Origin of the sequence: Lascolabacillus sp., from assembly GCF_028696275.1 — a bacterium.
Lineage (GTDB): Bacteria > Bacteroidota > Bacteroidia > Bacteroidales > Dysgonomonadaceae > Proteiniphilum > Proteiniphilum massiliensis.
This window is the reverse complement of record NZ_JAQVHI010000028.1, coordinates 1-15,092: the sequence shown is the minus strand read 5'-3', so window position 1 is coordinate 15,092 and position 15,092 is coordinate 1. Positions and strand designations below refer to the sequence as shown.

Here is a 15,092-nt window from a genome sequence, read left to right as displayed (position 1 = left end):
TAACATTTATGCATGGCCTACTCCACCTATAGGAGGTAAAAAACCGGGATTATTCTGTCTGCGGATAGTCCCATTTTGTTGCTCAAATTTATCTATGTTATCCTCCAGTGCATGTAGTAGTCTCTTCGCATGCTCAGGTGTAAGAATAATTCTCGACTTCACCTTAGCCTTTGGTATACCCGGCACAATACGAATAAAATCTATAACAAACTCCGTAGAAGAGTGAGAGATAACAGCCAAATTTGAATAAATACCCTGTGCAATTTCGTCACTAAGCTCAATTTGGATTTCGTTTTCTTTATTGATATTTTCCATTCGCTGAATCATTAAAATGTTTTAAACAAAGAAAAATAAATTTATCCAATCTACAAAAGAATCAGAGCCAATACTTGAAATATTTCTTTATTTAAAATCTATGAATAATCAATTAAATCTATCAATTAACGACGCAACAGTTTCTTTAGCATCTCCCAACAATAAATATATCCCCTCTTTCCGCTTGTATAAAGGATTGTCAACTCCTGCATAACCAGGATTTAAGTCGAAGTTGCAAATAAAAATCTCTTTAGCTTTATCAACATTCAAAACAGGCATTCCATATATAGGTGTGTCTTTGGCATCGCGTGCAGCAGGGTTAATTACATCGTTTGCACCAATAACAATAACTACATCTGTCTCTTCAAACTGTTCATTAACATCATCCATCTCATACAGCTTATCATAAGGAACATCTGCTTCAGCAAGCAATACATTCATGTGTCCGGGCATACGACCGGCAACAGGATGTATAGCAAACTTAACCTCTGCACCATTTTCTTCAAACTTATCAGCCAATGTACGTACAAGATGCTGAGCCTGAGCTAATGCCATGCCATAACCCGGAACAATGATCACTGATTTAGCAGCTCTTAGAACCTCACCTTCATCTCTCTTGAAAATGAGCCTATTATCCTCTGTTTGCTGAACCTCTTCTACAACCTTATCTCCAACTTTTTCTATGGTATCATCTGCTTCTGCTACCACTTCTTTTGGGGACTTCTTTTCAACAGAAGTTTTACCCAATAGTATATCACTCAAACTCCTGTTCATCGCTTTACACATTATCTGAGTTAGAAACAATCCGGAAGCACCAACAATACCTCCAATGGAAACAAGCATCAGATCATTAACTGCCATACCTGCTATTGCGCCTGCAACACCACTCAAAGAGTTAAGGAGCGAAATAGTAATAGGCATATCTGCTCCCCCTACCCGAATTGCGAAAGCATAACCAAACAGAGAGCTGAAAACAACACTAATGGCCAGTACAATCAACGTATTACTTGTAAAAGCAGAATAGATAATCGTAGAAATTAGGATTATGATAAAACCTGTGACGATAGTAGAATGTTTTTTCCATACAACCGGCTTTTGTGGCAATATCTTATGTAGCTTACCTGCAGCAACAAGACTGCCAGAAAGAGTTATAAGTCCCACCACAATCGCAAGTACAGATGTAACATTAACAAATATAGGATACTCATTAATTACAACACCAATACCTATGAGAGATAAAACTCCAACCAATGCTGAAGCGAGTCCACCCACCCCATTTAGCAACGCTACCAATTGCGGCATTTCAATCATCTTCACTCTGGATGCAAAAGTTGATCCTATAAGAATACCTAAAAGCATAAAGATATAGATAGTCCATCCCGAAAACAGCTCCTTATATAAAAGTGTGATCACAATGCCCAGTAATACACTTACAGCACTTAAAAGATTACCGGCTACAGCTGTTTTAACCTTGCTCATTAGGGAGATACCAGACAGTACAGCAACAGACAGTATAATGCAAATAATATAATATAGTGTTTCACTCATGATTTAGACTGTTTCTTCTTTTTATCAAACATTTTCAGCATTCTGTGGGTCACTCCAAAGCCTCCAACCACATTAACAGATGCAGCAATAACAGCTATTCCGCCAAATATTTGACCTAATAACATATGATTACCCTCTACTGCAAAAAGTGTAATTCCAACAACAACAATAGCCCCCAACAATGTAATCCCTGACAAAGCATTCATACCCGACATTAGTGGTGTATGAAGTAAGCTGGGAACATTCTTAATTATAAAATAGCCAACAACTGAAGTGACTATAAAAACAGCAACTAAAATTAATGGATTCATAAGCCCATAGCCTCTTTGGCACCTGCATGAACAATCTCTTTGTTGTTCGTTACAAGTATAGATTTAATAATTTCATCATCCAGATCCAGTTCAATTTTTCCATCTTTTACAAGATAATTAACCAGATTATACATGTTCTGAGCAAACATCCAGGTTGAGCTTGTTGGAATTAGTCCTGGAATATTTTTAATTCCTCCAATAGTAACATTATGTTTAACCTCCTTCTTTCCCGGAGTAGTGATCTCGCAATTACCGCCCTGGTCGATAGAGACATCCACTATAACTGAACCATTTTTCATATCCTTAACCATATCTTCTGTGATAAGTATGGGAGCCACCTTGCCTGGCACTAATGCACTAAGGAACACAATATCCATATCCTTTATCACACCCTTAAGATGCTCTCTCTCTTTCTGTATCCATTCATCCGGAAGCTTATTTGCATAACCCCCTTCACCTACTGCTATTTCTGCGGGAACGCCTGAGTCAATTACTTTGGCACCTAGACTTTTAGCCTGTTCTACTGCATCGGGACGAATATCCATTGCATAAGTCACTGCACCAAGCCTTTTTGCTGTTGCCAGAGCTTGCAGACCGGCCACTCCTACACCAATAACCAATACATTAGCAGGTTTAAGCATACCAACAGCTGTAAACATCTGTGGCATGAAAAAAGAGAGATCATTTGCAGCCATTATCATACCTTTATAACCTGCACAAGTACTCATAGAAGTTAAAGCATCCATATTTTGAGCACGAGATATACGTGGAATTCCGTCTAAAGTGAGACCTATAACACCTGCAGCAGCCAATTTTTTTACCATACTGTGATTACCCGGTGAAGCCGGATGTATAAAGGTGATGAGATATTGACCCTCATGCATCATGTCAATCTCATGCTTATCTTTTGATTCATTATATTGTGGCTCCTTTACCTTAAGGATCAGATCAGACCTTCTATAAAGTTCTTCCGGATCATATACCATCTCCGCACCCATATTTCTATACTGATCATCATAATAGTGAGATTTTTCTCCGGCACCAGATTCAACTAAAATAGTTATACCATCTTTACAAAATTTCTTAACTGTTTCAGGAGTTGCAGCAACACGAGCTTCACCCTGCATAATTTCTTTTGGTATTCCAATTATCATAGCAATAATTTTAAGTTATAAATGTGTTTTATATGATTTAATAAGTAAAACTCAAAGTTAATATAAATTCCTGTTTTTTTATTAATTTGAACCTTTTTAAAGATTAAAAGTTTACAGAGTTTTTGGATAATGACAACCCTAACATTACACGAAGATATCAAGGTTAAATAAACTACATATTCTCTATTATTTTTATTCTAAAATGTTGTTAATAATAACATAACACTCTATCTTCACAATCAAATATTTAACTATAAGAACAATGAATTGGGAACCATGGACAGGTTGTTATAAAGTAAGTGATGGTTGTACTTACTGCTATTACTATGGACTTTTCTCAAAGCGATACGGACAAAACAGAGTATATAAAACTCCAGAATTCGATAAACCTATAGCTAAAACATCAAAAGGAAAAGATAAAATTCAGAGTGGGAAAATTGTTGCTACATGTTTTGCTTCCGATTTTTTTATTAAAGAAGCTGATGCTTGGCGCACAGAGGCGTGGGCAATGATAAAGAGTCGGCCCGATCTCGAATTCATGATATTGACAAAACGAATAGATCGCTTTTACGTTTCTCTACCCAACGACTGGGGCGATGGTTACAACAATGTGAACATTGGGTGTACAGTAGAGAATCAAGCGACAGCCGATTATCGTCTCCCACTGTTTCTATCCTATCCGATTAAAAGAAAGTTCATAGCAGCTGCACCTCTTTTAGGCCCAATAGATTTATCAAACTATCTAAGAGGAGTAGATCATGTAACAGCAGGAGGTGAAACAGGTAGAGAAGCCCGTATTTGTGATTACAACTGGATATTAGATATCAGGGAACATTGTGTAAAAGCTGGAATAACCTTCTGGTTTAAAAATACAGGTACATTTTTCAGAAAAGAAGGAAAAGTACATAAGATCAATCCTTACAAGCAGAACAGCATTGCAAAGGAATTTGGAATTAATATTTCAGACGGTAAGAGGTTATTCTAATGAGTAAAGCAATATGAAGTCACTCGAGAAATCTGTAAAAGCAGCAATGGATGTTACTGACAAAGAACTCCTGCCGTACTTGCCATACATCCTTCAAGACTTTTGGGAGATGGGATCCGACTAAAGAATACAGGTTAAGTCACCTATGCAGTTTTGAAACAGGAGATATCAGAAAAAAAATCAAGGAGCTTAACAACTTTGATATAATTATACTTGGAGCAATTGGTCAAGTGTTTGGAGATTATTTTACAACACTCACAATTTTAGACCGCTGTCTGAAAAAAACGGTATCATTATTATTGACGATGGGTTGGTGCTTTCATAGATAGTATATTGTTCTAAATAGAAGAGATACTATTAGATTAGAATCATATAAAATATTGTTAAATATAGTTATATTACTCACTTTTTTTGTCACCAAATTTTGATAGGCTGCGTCATACTATTGAACAATTTAAAAATCAGTGTGATGAAAAAAATTATTTTTACAATGCTTTTAGTCGGGATAATACTCCCAATGAGCGCTCAAATTAAGGGTAAAGTGACAGACATCTACAACAATCCAGTCAAGAATGCCAAAGTGGCTATCTACTCTCTGCCAGACTCAGTACAGATCGCCGGAACCACTGCAAATGAAAGGGGTGAATTTATATTCCCCAATTATCACAGTGTGAATAAATTGATAAAAATATCCTATACAGGATACCAGCCTACAATGTTCCGTGCACTACCGGAACAGCGCGTAAAACTAAGAGATGAGCTTACCTTGCCGGAAAACCTGGCTTTAAAAAGACCAAGTAATTTGCTCACTGGAAAAAAGGAAGATATGATAATTGCAAGAACCGACCTGTTCTGATATATCTTCAGATTTAACCGTCTCATGTATCATGGGACGGTTTTTTTGTTTAATGTATTAGTAATATATATGCATTTTACTATATGTTACTTTTTATTCGGGTTAAAGTGAAAAGACTCCCCCCAGGTCATTATTACTTTAGAGAATGGCACATCCCAGCGTGAATAATTCAATGCATATGCTTCACGATGATCGATGGAGTGCCCTAACTCGTTTTCGTGAGCCGGAATAATAATCTGTGGAGCAAAACCATTGGCTGTTCTAAGAGGGTCTGTAGTCCAACAATTAGGAATCAACATATCAACACTATATTTTTTAGCCACCTCATCTATCCATGAGAAGTCATCCCTATTAGACTGATCACCGGTATGGCAAACATTATATCCATCGGGAGTAAATACAAGCACCACGTTATTCAGAAGATCGACGCCTTGATGACCCGGATATACAACCACATCAAGATTAAGTTTCTTATTATCCAACCAAACTCGCTGCAACTCATGCGCTTTTCTTTCCATGTGTATAATGTGATTGTATCGTAAAGCTTCCAGATCATCATGCCATTTTTAACTTCGCTTTTTTGCAATTCATTAATAATAGAGGAGATTTGTTGATGGTGGAATTCCTGCACAGAGTTCCTGTGTGGCGCTCCTTCATCGTGAAAAACAGCATCGAGCATTACCAATGCCATCTGCCGTTCTTGCGGTTCAATAACCTGAGGAGGATATACTGAGATGATTGATCTGACTATATTTAACAGTGATGCCGACTGCCAGTCGAGATACTCAGCCGGTTTATCAAAGAAGTCTGCAGGTGCATCCGATGCAATAAAAACAGCAGCATTCTCAGTAGTAGTGGTTCTATCGTTGCATGAAGAGGCACTAAGCAGACAAATAACTGCAAGGAGTGGAAACAGAGCTTTTTTGTTTCTCATAGTAATAAAATTATTATGTTACAAAATAAAATATCTTTGGTGTAGTTTGAATGTGCAAGTTAGTAATTTATGTAATTATTAAACGATCTCTTATCATTCTTTTCACAAAGTTTTTAAGTATTTATCCTGACTAACAAGATTATAGAAAACATTGAATCTGGTTTGTATAGTTTCAAGGAGGTTATGGAGACGTTAAATGGAAGATCGGATGAGTGAAATCCAACTTCTATTTAATTAAAGATCATTATAACAAATAGCTGTTTTTTTCTTATATATTTCTTTAATTGCAGATAAAAAGCTATTTTTGTAACAGTATTCTAGGATTATCAGTAAATTAAAATAATTAAGAAGATGGTAAGTTACAAAGAACTGGGTTTAGTAAACTCAAAAGAGTTATTTAAGAAAGCAATCGAAGGTGGCTATGCTATCCCAGCTTTCAATTTCAATAATTTGGAACAATTACAGGCTATTGTTTCTGCTTGTGTTGAAACAAAATCTCCTGTAATAATGCAGGTGTCAAGTGGTGCACGTAAATATGCTAACCAGACACTTTTAAGATATATGGCTCAGGGAGCTGTTGAATATGCAAAGGAACTTGGTTATGAAATTCCTATTGTTCTTCACCTTGACCATGGCGACAGCTTTGAACTATGCAAGAGCTGTATCGACAGCGGATTCTCTTCTGTTATGATCGATGGTTCTCATCTTCCATACGAGGAAAACGTTGCATTGACTAAAAAAGTTGTTGAATATGCACATGCACATGATGTAACTGTTGAAGGCGAATTAGGCGTTCTTGCAGGTGTTGAAGATGATGTACAGGCTGAGCACCACACTTATACTGAACCTGATGAAGTTGTAGACTTCGTTACTCGTACAGGTGTTGATTCACTGGCTATCTCTATAGGTACTTCTCATGGTGCTTACAAATTCACTCCAGAACAGTGCACACGTGACGAAAACGGCGTATTGGTTCCACCAACAATCCGTTTTGATATTCTTGAAGAGATTGAAAAACGTATCCCAGGTTTCCCAATCGTACTTCACGGTTCTTCTTCTGTTCCACAGCAATATGTTGAAACAATCAACAAGTATGGTGGTAAACTGAAAGACTCTATCGGTATTCCTGAAGAGTGGCTGCGTAGAGCTGCAAGTTCTGCTGTTTGCAAAATCAATATCGACTCAGATGGTCGTCTTGCTATGACTGCTGCTGTTCGTGAAGTATTTGCTAAAGATCCTGCAGAATTTGACCCACGTAAATACTTAGGTCCTGCACGTGAAGAGCTGAAGAAACTTTATATGCACAAAACTATAAATGTATTAGGAAGCGCCGGTAAAGCGTAATCACTAAACAATAAAAAAGTAAAAAGCTGTCTGAATAATCAGACAGCTTTTTTTGTTCCTGAAAAAAGTAATTCAGGAACTACACACTCACACTACCACACATTTTCTTTATTTTGTTGTTTAACTCAGTTTCGCTTAACAGCTGCTCCATAGGTATGTGCATCCTGTAATTCCAGTAGTGCTCTGAATTTGCCGGAACGTTGATGCGTTCCGACTCAATATCTTTATTACGGAGTTTATTATCGATCGACAACCAGTCTTGCCATGGCAGTATTACCCACATAGCGGCAGATCTGAGGTGTCGTTCTATTATTTGTTTACATAGCTGGGGACTACACTCTTCGGGTGCTTCGCCTTCATATTTTAATACTTCGTTATAGTATTGCTGTGTAATGTTTCTGTTTTCTGTCCACCATAATCGTATGGGCGACATGTCGTGCGTTGATGTTGTGCATACGGATAGGTATGGGAGGTTGTCGAGATCAGTGAACTTGTAGTTTGAACTCTTCGGCATTCTTTCGATCTCGAGGCTAAGTATACTCAGCTCATACATGGCGGAAGGAACGCAATCGGGCACCATTCCTAAATCTTCACCGCATACCATCATTTTTGTTGATGAGATCAATGGAGGCAGCTTTTTCATGGCCTGATCGCGCCAGAAGTAGTTGTGCCGATTGAAAAAGAAATCATCATACATCTTGTTAAATGCTGCTTTAACATGATCATCCAGGTATCGGTACGAATGGGTATACTGTGCTGTTATTCTTGGATGAAACCTGTTATATTCATTTGGATCACGTACGAATAGCACTTCTGCGCATAGAGATAATAACCCTTCGCAAATAGTAACATCTTTCTTACTCTTCTTATTATCAAAGTGTAGCGCTATTTTTCTCTGTGTATTGCAGAATGGTTTAAGCCTGTATCTTTGCCAGCTGATTACATCGAGATATTTGCCCTTTACCTCCTCTGTATAGTCACCAAATATATCTTTTAGGTAATCTTCATGAATGAATGGATTAACCATTCTCTCTTCATCAAATGGTATGCCGGCCCTGCTGATCTCTTCTGACCAGTAAGGAAGTGCTGGATTAAAATGTCCAAGAAGTCCCTGAACCGCATCCAGTGGTATCTCCCAGATACGGAAGAAGCCCAGAATATGATCAATTCTGTATGCATCGAAATAGTCGGCCATCTTTGTAAAGCGACTCTTCCACCACTTGTAATGATCCTCTTCCATTGCTTTCCAGTTATATGTAGGGAATCCCCAGTTCTGACCAAAGTATGAGAAATCATCAGGTGGCGCTCCCGTCTGCGTATCCATATTAAAGAGATGTGGCGAGCTCCATGCATCTACACTGTCGCGATCTATTCCAATTGGTATATCTCCTTTTAGTGTAATGCCTTTGTGGTGGGCATAGCTACTTACTTCTGAGAATTGTTTGTGAAGGAGATACTGAACGAAATAGAAATAGTTGATCTCACCTCTCACTTCAGGAGATTCTTCGATCATCCGTTTCAGTTTTACTTCATCATATTTACTGAAATCGCCCCACTCCCTGAAGTTTGCTTTTCTGTTTTTGTCTCTCAAATAGCAATAGCATGAATATGGAAACAACCAGCTGCTGTTTTTTTCAAAGAACTCTTTGTACTCCTTCGATGCAAGTACCTCTTCACCATTCTGCAGATAGAGGTCGCGACTATATTCATATTTCAGCTGCAATACTTTTTCGTAATCAATTTCAGGCAGCGTGTTCAGTTTCTCAGCTTTATCCAGATATGAGCTGTATTTCTTCTTATCTTTTAGTTTTTGTTCTTTGCAGCCTAAGTAGATTGGATGAAGTGCGTATATAGAGATAACACTATAGGGGTAAGAGTCGCGCCATGTTTTTGTTGTGGTTGTATCATTAACCGGCAGTAGCTGAATAAGCTGCTGACCGGTCACAGCAGCCCAATCTATCATCTTTTTAAGGTCGGTAAAGTCTCCTATTCCAAAACTATCTTCTGTTTTTATTGAAAAGAGAGGGATTGAGGTTCCAACACCTTTATATGTGAAGCTGTTATGATGAAACTGCAGAGCCATCTCTGCATAAACTGTTTCCAGTTCTTTTGCTTTTGAAGCATCGAGCAGACGGTTATCACCATCTTCCCATTTTATAACATCGCCACTTATCTTGTCAATTATCAGAAACTTATAGAATGTTTGCAGAGGCAACTTATCAGCATCAAGCAGTATCTGCCATTCGCCATCACCTACACAAACAAGTTGTTTTGCCTTTACCGTATCCCAGTTACCCAGTTCTTCACAGCCACCTGCTATACAAAGTTTTTGCTCTTTATTTACGAAAGGACAGATTACATTTAGCAGTATAGAGCTGGAGTAGTATTCAGTTGGCATATTAGCTTTATCATGTCTGAATATACTTTTTGTGAAAACCGATGAGTATAGATATGAATGGAAAGGAATATCCTTCCAAAGATCATTAATAATATATTGCTTTTTATCGGGCGATATGTAAAGTTTTCGTTTACTGCCCCACTCTCTTCTTATTACTCCTGCACCCTGACGGATCAGGTAATAATATTGAATATTCTCTGTATCTTCAACCTCGATTTCTGCATACCAACTATCACCATCATTTGATAAAACCAAAGCTTTTGATTCGTCAAGTTGTCCCAGTTCAGGTAAAGAACCTGACAGGCATACTTGTTGTCCCCACGTTGTGTGATAATCAATTTGGAAAGTTAACACAGTCATATAGATTCTCTTATAAGTTAATCTTGTCTCAATAGAAACCAGTTGCAGGGTTACTATTTACCAGGAACAAAACTACAATGATTTATTTACTAACAGAGTGTACTTAAGCAACTTCTGTTATGAAATATATGCAAACGATTGCGATGATACAGTTCCCATTATCAGAGGAAAATCAGAATCATTAACTGTGCAGTGATTACCCTCAGGAACATCGTCAACGGATATACTGTGGCGTAGCCTACTGCAGGAACATCATTTCCGGCAAGTGTATTTGCAAAAGAAAGAGCCGGAGGGTCGGTCATACTACCCGCTATAAGTCCCATCAGCGTATAATAATTCAGCTTGCAAACCTTACGTCCGATAATTCCCATTGTAAGAATTGGTATAACAGTAATTATAACACCATAACCAATCCATTTGTATCCACCGCTTATAATAGTCTCAACGAAACTGCCACCCGCTTCCAATCCCACACACGCGAGGAACAGAGCAATACCTATCTCTCTGAGCATCAGGTTTGCACTCATGGTAGTATAAGTAACAAGTTTAAATTTGGGACCAAATTTACTGATAAGAATAGCAATGATAAGTGGACCACCTGCAAGTCCAAGTTTCACCGGCTGCGGTATACCCGGGAACATGATTGGAATACTTCCTATAAGAACACCAAGCGCGATACCAATGAAGATTGAGATCAGGTTAGGCTCTCTTAAACGTCTCATAGAATTACCCATATACTTTTCAACGCTTGCAATAGCGTCCTCAGATCCAACAACTGTGACACGGTCGCCCATCTGCAGCTTCAGACGGGTATCCGCAATAAGATCAACCCCTGCACGGTTTACTCTGGTTATATTTACACCATAGTTGTTTCTTAGTTTCAGATCTCCCAGTGAGCGTCCGTTAATTTCTGATTTAGTAATAGCAATTCTTCTTGAAACAAGCTGTGAGTCGAGTTTATTCCACTCCTCCCTGTTCATATTAAGTTGTTTCCCAATCAATGTCTCAATAATCTCGATATTATTAAGATTGGTAACTACCAGAACCTTGTCATTCTCATTTAATACAGTATTTGTTTGAGGAACCTCCAGGACACCTGAATTTGTATGCAGCACTCTCGAAATTACAAACTCCTTCTCGATAAGTGATTTTATAAACTTTATATCCTTTCCAAATATTGAAGGATTCTTTACCTGTAAAGAGAACATCTGCGCTTCTGCTTTTTTTGATTCATCATCCTCTTCGAGCAATAAATTCTCATTTTCCTTATTTATCTTGAAGATATATCTGAATAGTACCAGTGTTAGGATGATACCTACAACTCCCAGTGGGTAGGCAACAGCATATGCAGTGGCAATTGTTGGATCTGAAGCACCGGTGATATCGGTGTATGTTTGCTGAGCAGCACCAAGACCCGGTGTATTAGTTACAGCACCTGAAAGCACCCCTACCATAGTCGCAATTGGAGTATTGGTTACCAGGTGAATAATATATGCGGTTATAACTCCCAGCAATACAACTCCTGAAGCAAGCAAGTTTAGAGTAATTCCACCTTTTTTGAATGATGAAAAGAAACTTGGTCCCACCTGCATACCTATAGAATATATAAAAAGTATCAATCCGAACTCTTTCATAAAGTGAAGTACATTATGATCGATATCGAATCCAAGATGACCAAGAAAAATTCCACAGAATAGAATCCATGTGATTCCGAGTGAGATACCAAAAACTTTAATCTTTCCTAATAAAAGCCCGGCTGATATGACAAAAGCCAGTGTTAAAATTGCATGTGCGACGCTTGATCCGGTGAGAAGTTGTATTAACCAATCCATTTATAAATAACCTAATATTAATGTTTCTGAAAAACGGTGCAAAGGTAATTCTTATTTATGTACTTGCAAAAAAGGTGCACTCAATTTATCATCTCGATAAAAAAAGTAAAAAACCATTACAGAGCTGCTCTTATTTGTTTACTTTTGTTACAAATAGGGCTATTTAAAAGCAATAAGAATATCAAATTGCATTTTTTGTTTTACTTTTATCTGGTCAAAAAATATTATGATGAAGAAATTAATACTATTAATCTCACTTTTAGTTACTATCTCAACAGTTGGATTGCACAGTCAGACAAATAATGCTCAGGAGCTTATAGAAGAAGGTGTTAGTTTGCATGATGAGGGTGAATATGAGGAGGCTATAGAAAGATACAACGAAGCGCTTGAACTGGATTCTACTCTTATAAATGCAGTTTATGAGATGTCTTTATCTTACCTTGCATTGAAAGATTTCGAAAACGCTTCTATATATAGTACAGATGTTATAAACTCAGATAACGAAGCTCTCGCCATTGGTGCTTACGCGGTGAAAAGTGAGGCACTGGCAGAGATGGACAGTGTTGACAAAGCAATTGAGATTCTTCACGAGGGATTAGAAAGATTTGGGGATGACTATCTTCTGAATTTTAATTTGGCAATTAACTTCTTCAAAACAGGTGATATTGATAAAACACTTCAGTTTGTAAAGAAAGCAATAGACCTTGATAAGTCGCACAGCGGTGCTTTCCTTTTATATGCATATGCGCTTAGCGATAAAGGATTATGGGTGCAGAGTATATTATCTTTTCAGATGTTTCTGCTCCTGGAACCGGATACAAGACGTTCGAAGAATGCTTTTGATGAAATGCTGCAGTTGATGTGTATTAAAAAGTCTGAAGAACCGGTAGAGAGATCTTTCATTCAACAGCAGATGAGCAGACGCAGTGCAACTGAGCCAACAGATAATACTCCACCATTGAGTGTTGAAAATGGACTGAACAGAAGTTATGTTTACGAGGCTATTACTAATTCTTTAGACTCATTAATAAATTCTGGAGAAGAGGTTAGTGAATTTACAACTTTCAAAACCGTGAACATGGAGATTATGAAAGTTCTTGATAGAGAAAGCGTTGGGCCGCGTGAAGGTATCTTCTGGACATTCTATATTCCTTTCTTCTCTCATATAGCTCACTCAAGCTATTACGATGCTTTTACACGTTATATCAGTGTGTCCTATTTTCCTGAATCTTTTGAATGGTGGGAACAAAACCCTGAATCAGCCATAAATTTTGTAATGTGGTTTGAAAATGGTGACGATAACTGATAAAGTTAATATAAAATAAATTACCTTTGTCTTGAAACCCAATTCCACAGAAATGATCGACGAGGAACAATTACTTAAAGAATTACGCAATCCGCAAACTGTTCGCAATGGTTTTGCAAAGCTCGTTTCGGAATATAGCGAAAGATTGTATTGGCAAATAAGGAAAATGGTTCTTTCTCACGATGATGCTAATGATGTATTACAAGATGTGTTTATTAAGGTGTGGACTAATCTTGATAATTTCAGAGGGGAATCAAAATTGTCGACCTGGCTATACCGTATTGCAATTAATGAGAGTATTACTTTTATTAACAAAAAACGAACTCAAAACAATATTTCTTTAGATGAGGATGATTCTTTCCTTATCCATACGCTTGAGAGTGATACATATTTTGATGGTGACGAAGCACAATTGAAGCTGCAGAAAGCTATCCTGACGTTGCCAGAAAAGCAGCGACTTGTATTTCAGATGAAATATTTTGAGGAGATGAAATATGATGATATGTCTGAGATCCTTGGCACCTCTGTTGGTGCTCTTAAAGCATCCTATCATCATGCTGTCAGAAAGGTTGAAAAATATTTAGAGGAACCTCTTTAAACCTTTATGTCAACTTATCGTCTACGCATTGTAGACATATCGTCAACACATTAGAATGGTGCAAATAATGAAGGTATGAAAACCAAATTTAACAAGTTAGAAGAAATAGATAAGAGCAATAATCCCTTTAAAGTCCCTGATAATTATTTTGCTCAGTTCAATGAGGAAATAATGAATAGGCTTCCTGAAAAGGAGTTTTTTGCACCCAAAACTGTTCCACTATGGGAAAAAGTTAAGCCTTGGGTATATCTAGCAGCAATGTTTATCGGAATGTATGTAACGATAAATTTTCTAATTTCAAGGGGCGATAATATTGGCAGTGAGCCTCAGGCACTAGTCTCTGAACAGCTGTCAGCAAGCTCCAAAGGAACTGAAAATTATTGGTCGACTGTACAAATCAGCGAGGAGGAGTTTTATCAATACCTCGAAGATCAGCTTGTGGATGAGGTCTACTTTGATTATATGTATAATCATTTTTATTTGAACTAAAACATCAGATATCTTTTAAAAGTAACTTAAAATGAGAAGATTTACAACTTTATTATTGTTTACTCTCCTACTATCAATGTTCACATCTACCCTTACGGCACAAAACAGGAGCAGAAGAATGAATATTGAAGACTATGAGAAAAGAAAAATGGAGTTTATAAAAACTCAGGCTGGTCTTACTAATTCAGAAGCTGAAAAGTATTTCCCTTTGAACAGTGAGTTAACTAAAAAGAAATTTGATTTACGCATTCTTCATAGAGACAAAGTACAGAAGATAAAAGACAACAGCAATCTGTCAGATTCAGAATACAGAAAACTTCTTGAGGATGATATGGAAGTTAAACTACAGGAAGCTGCACTTGATAAGGAGTATGCTGAAAAGTTTGAGAAAGTGCTGTCTCCCGAGAAACTATACAGAGCACAACAGGCCGAAAGAGAGTTTATGCAGAGGGAGGTAAGTAACTTCAGAAGCGGACAGGCAAATAGAAGAAGATAGGTATTACAGATTTGTAATATTATTATAGGAAAAACACGGAATTTGATAATACAAACTCCGTGTTTTATTATTTAAATAATTATGAGAAGCCTATCTGATGATACGAAAAAAACAGTCAATAGCAAAATTATGCATAAACTGTCTGTTAATTGTGGAGCTGGAGGGA

14 protein-coding genes and 1 pseudogene are annotated in these 15,092 nt (G+C 37.4%); 7 read left to right on the top strand and 8 right to left on the bottom strand.

The features are described 5' to 3' along the window. Nucleotides 1–6: 6 nt before the first annotated feature. From PHO43_RS07585 to PHO43_RS07570, 4 genes and pseudogenes are all read right to left on the bottom strand, one after another. Nucleotides 7–315, bottom strand: a complete 309-nt coding sequence (locus PHO43_RS07585) for a DUF3467 domain-containing protein (RefSeq protein WP_045089584.1) — start codon at nucleotides 313–315, stop codon at nucleotides 7–9. Between the two features lie 123 nt (nucleotides 316–438). Next, nucleotides 439–1,863: pseudogene (locus PHO43_RS07580) on the bottom strand (NAD(P)(+) transhydrogenase (Re/Si-specific) subunit beta); the annotation flags it as partial. Beyond that, complete coding sequence (locus tag PHO43_RS07575) at nucleotides 1,860–2,174, bottom strand: NAD(P) transhydrogenase subunit alpha part 2 (RefSeq protein WP_045089585.1); 315 nt, start codon at nucleotides 2,172–2,174, stop codon at nucleotides 1,860–1,862. The pseudogene PHO43_RS07580 and the gene PHO43_RS07575, both read right to left, overlap by 4 nt. Further along, nucleotides 2,171–3,328 carry an NAD(P) transhydrogenase subunit alpha gene (locus PHO43_RS07570; RefSeq protein ID WP_288011788.1) on the bottom strand — a complete coding sequence of 386 codons (1,158 nt, stop codon included), beginning with the start codon at nucleotides 3,326–3,328 and terminating at the stop codon, nucleotides 2,171–2,173. The genes PHO43_RS07575 and PHO43_RS07570 overlap by 4 nt, the downstream gene beginning before the upstream one ends. Before the next feature lie 262 nt (nucleotides 3,329–3,590). Here PHO43_RS07570 and PHO43_RS07565 point away from each other — a divergent pair, with 262 nt between their 5' ends. Next, nucleotides 3,591–4,313, top strand: coding sequence for a DUF5131 family protein (locus PHO43_RS07565; protein WP_045089587.1), 723 nt, complete (start codon nucleotides 3,591–3,593; stop codon nucleotides 4,311–4,313). A 469-nt stretch (nucleotides 4,314–4,782) separates the two neighbouring features. Then, a complete protein-coding gene (locus PHO43_RS07560) occupies nucleotides 4,783–5,169 on the top strand; it encodes a carboxypeptidase-like regulatory domain-containing protein (RefSeq protein ID WP_045089588.1) in 387 nt (128 codons plus the stop codon). A gap of 86 nt (nucleotides 5,170–5,255) precedes the next feature. Here PHO43_RS07560 and PHO43_RS07555 read toward each other — a convergent pair whose 3' ends face one another. Next, a complete protein-coding gene (locus tag PHO43_RS07555) occupies nucleotides 5,256–5,651 on the bottom strand; it encodes a hypothetical protein (protein WP_231623067.1) in 396 nt (131 codons plus the stop codon). Further along, nucleotides 5,585–6,103, bottom strand: coding sequence for a hypothetical protein (locus PHO43_RS07550; protein ID WP_045089589.1), 519 nt, complete (start codon nucleotides 6,101–6,103; stop codon nucleotides 5,585–5,587). Before PHO43_RS07550 ends, PHO43_RS07555 begins: the two co-directional genes overlap by 67 nt. Nucleotides 6,104–6,454: 351 nt before the next feature. Here PHO43_RS07550 and PHO43_RS07545 point away from each other — a divergent pair, with 351 nt between their 5' ends. Next, nucleotides 6,455–7,447 (top strand): class II fructose-bisphosphate aldolase, encoded by a 993-nt coding sequence (locus PHO43_RS07545; protein WP_045089590.1) that lies wholly within the window; start codon nucleotides 6,455–6,457, stop codon nucleotides 7,445–7,447. 79 nt (nucleotides 7,448–7,526) lie between these two features. Here the strand turns inward: PHO43_RS07545 and PHO43_RS07540 are convergent, their stop codons facing one another. After that, nucleotides 7,527–10,205 (bottom strand): 4-alpha-glucanotransferase, encoded by a 2,679-nt coding sequence (locus PHO43_RS07540; RefSeq protein ID WP_288011784.1) that lies wholly within the window; start codon nucleotides 10,203–10,205, stop codon nucleotides 7,527–7,529. A gap of 161 nt (nucleotides 10,206–10,366) precedes the next feature. Next, complete coding sequence (locus tag PHO43_RS07535; RefSeq protein ID WP_288010214.1) at nucleotides 10,367–12,037, bottom strand: putative transporter; 1,671 nt, start codon at nucleotides 12,035–12,037, stop codon at nucleotides 10,367–10,369. 226 nt (nucleotides 12,038–12,263) lie between these two features. Between PHO43_RS07535 and PHO43_RS07530 the strand changes: the two genes are divergently transcribed. From PHO43_RS07530 to PHO43_RS07515, 4 genes are all read left to right on the top strand, one after another. Beyond that, on the top strand, nucleotides 12,264–13,343 hold the full coding sequence (locus tag PHO43_RS07530) for a tetratricopeptide repeat protein (RefSeq protein WP_082057362.1): 1,080 nt from the start codon (nucleotides 12,264–12,266) through the stop codon (nucleotides 13,341–13,343). Between the two features lie 52 nt (nucleotides 13,344–13,395). Then, a complete protein-coding gene (locus PHO43_RS07525) occupies nucleotides 13,396–13,941 on the top strand; it encodes an RNA polymerase sigma factor (protein ID WP_045089594.1) in 546 nt (181 codons plus the stop codon). 75 nt (nucleotides 13,942–14,016) lie between these two features. Then, the gene (locus PHO43_RS07520) at nucleotides 14,017–14,430 is read left to right on the top strand and encodes a hypothetical protein (protein ID WP_288010216.1); all 414 of its coding nucleotides are present in this window, start codon (nucleotides 14,017–14,019) and stop codon (nucleotides 14,428–14,430) included. A 31-nt stretch (nucleotides 14,431–14,461) separates the two neighbouring features. Beyond that, nucleotides 14,462–14,926 carry a hypothetical protein gene (locus tag PHO43_RS07515; protein ID WP_154904821.1) on the top strand — a complete coding sequence of 155 codons (465 nt, stop codon included), beginning with the start codon at nucleotides 14,462–14,464 and terminating at the stop codon, nucleotides 14,924–14,926. Nucleotides 14,927–15,092: the final 166 nt, after the last annotated feature.

Bases quoted from the DNA above. Each gene is read 5' to 3' on its own strand.
- PHO43_RS07530 (WP_082057362.1), top strand. From the start codon at position 12,264: ATGATGAAGAAATTAATACTATTAATCTCACTTTTAGTTACTATCTCA.
- PHO43_RS07520 (WP_288010216.1), top strand. From the start codon at position 14,017: ATGAAAACCAAATTTAACAAGTTAGAAGAAATAGATAAGAGCAATAAT.
- PHO43_RS07585 (WP_045089584.1), bottom strand. From the start codon at position 315: ATGGAAAATATCAATAAAGAAAACGAAATCCAAATTGAGCTTAGTGAC.
- PHO43_RS07545 (WP_045089590.1), top strand. From the start codon at position 6,455: ATGGTAAGTTACAAAGAACTGGGTTTAGTAAACTCAAAAGAGTTATTT.
- PHO43_RS07560 (WP_045089588.1), top strand. From the start codon at position 4,783: ATGAAAAAAATTATTTTTACAATGCTTTTAGTCGGGATAATACTCCCA.
- PHO43_RS07525 (WP_045089594.1), top strand. From the start codon at position 13,396: ATGATCGACGAGGAACAATTACTTAAAGAATTACGCAATCCGCAAACT.
- PHO43_RS07570 (WP_288011788.1), bottom strand. From the start codon at position 3,328: ATGATAATTGGAATACCAAAAGAAATTATGCAGGGTGAAGCTCGTGTT.
- PHO43_RS07540 (WP_288011784.1), bottom strand. From the start codon at position 10,205: ATGACTGTGTTAACTTTCCAAATTGATTATCACACAACGTGGGGACAA.
- PHO43_RS07575 (WP_045089585.1), bottom strand. From the start codon at position 2,174: ATGAATCCATTAATTTTAGTTGCTGTTTTTATAGTCACTTCAGTTGTT.
- PHO43_RS07550 (WP_045089589.1), bottom strand. From the start codon at position 6,103: ATGAGAAACAAAAAAGCTCTGTTTCCACTCCTTGCAGTTATTTGTCTG.
- PHO43_RS07535 (WP_288010214.1), bottom strand. From the start codon at position 12,037: ATGGATTGGTTAATACAACTTCTCACCGGATCAAGCGTCGCACATGCA.
- PHO43_RS07565 (WP_045089587.1), top strand. From the start codon at position 3,591: ATGAATTGGGAACCATGGACAGGTTGTTATAAAGTAAGTGATGGTTGT.
- PHO43_RS07515 (WP_154904821.1), top strand. From the start codon at position 14,462: ATGAGAAGATTTACAACTTTATTATTGTTTACTCTCCTACTATCAATG.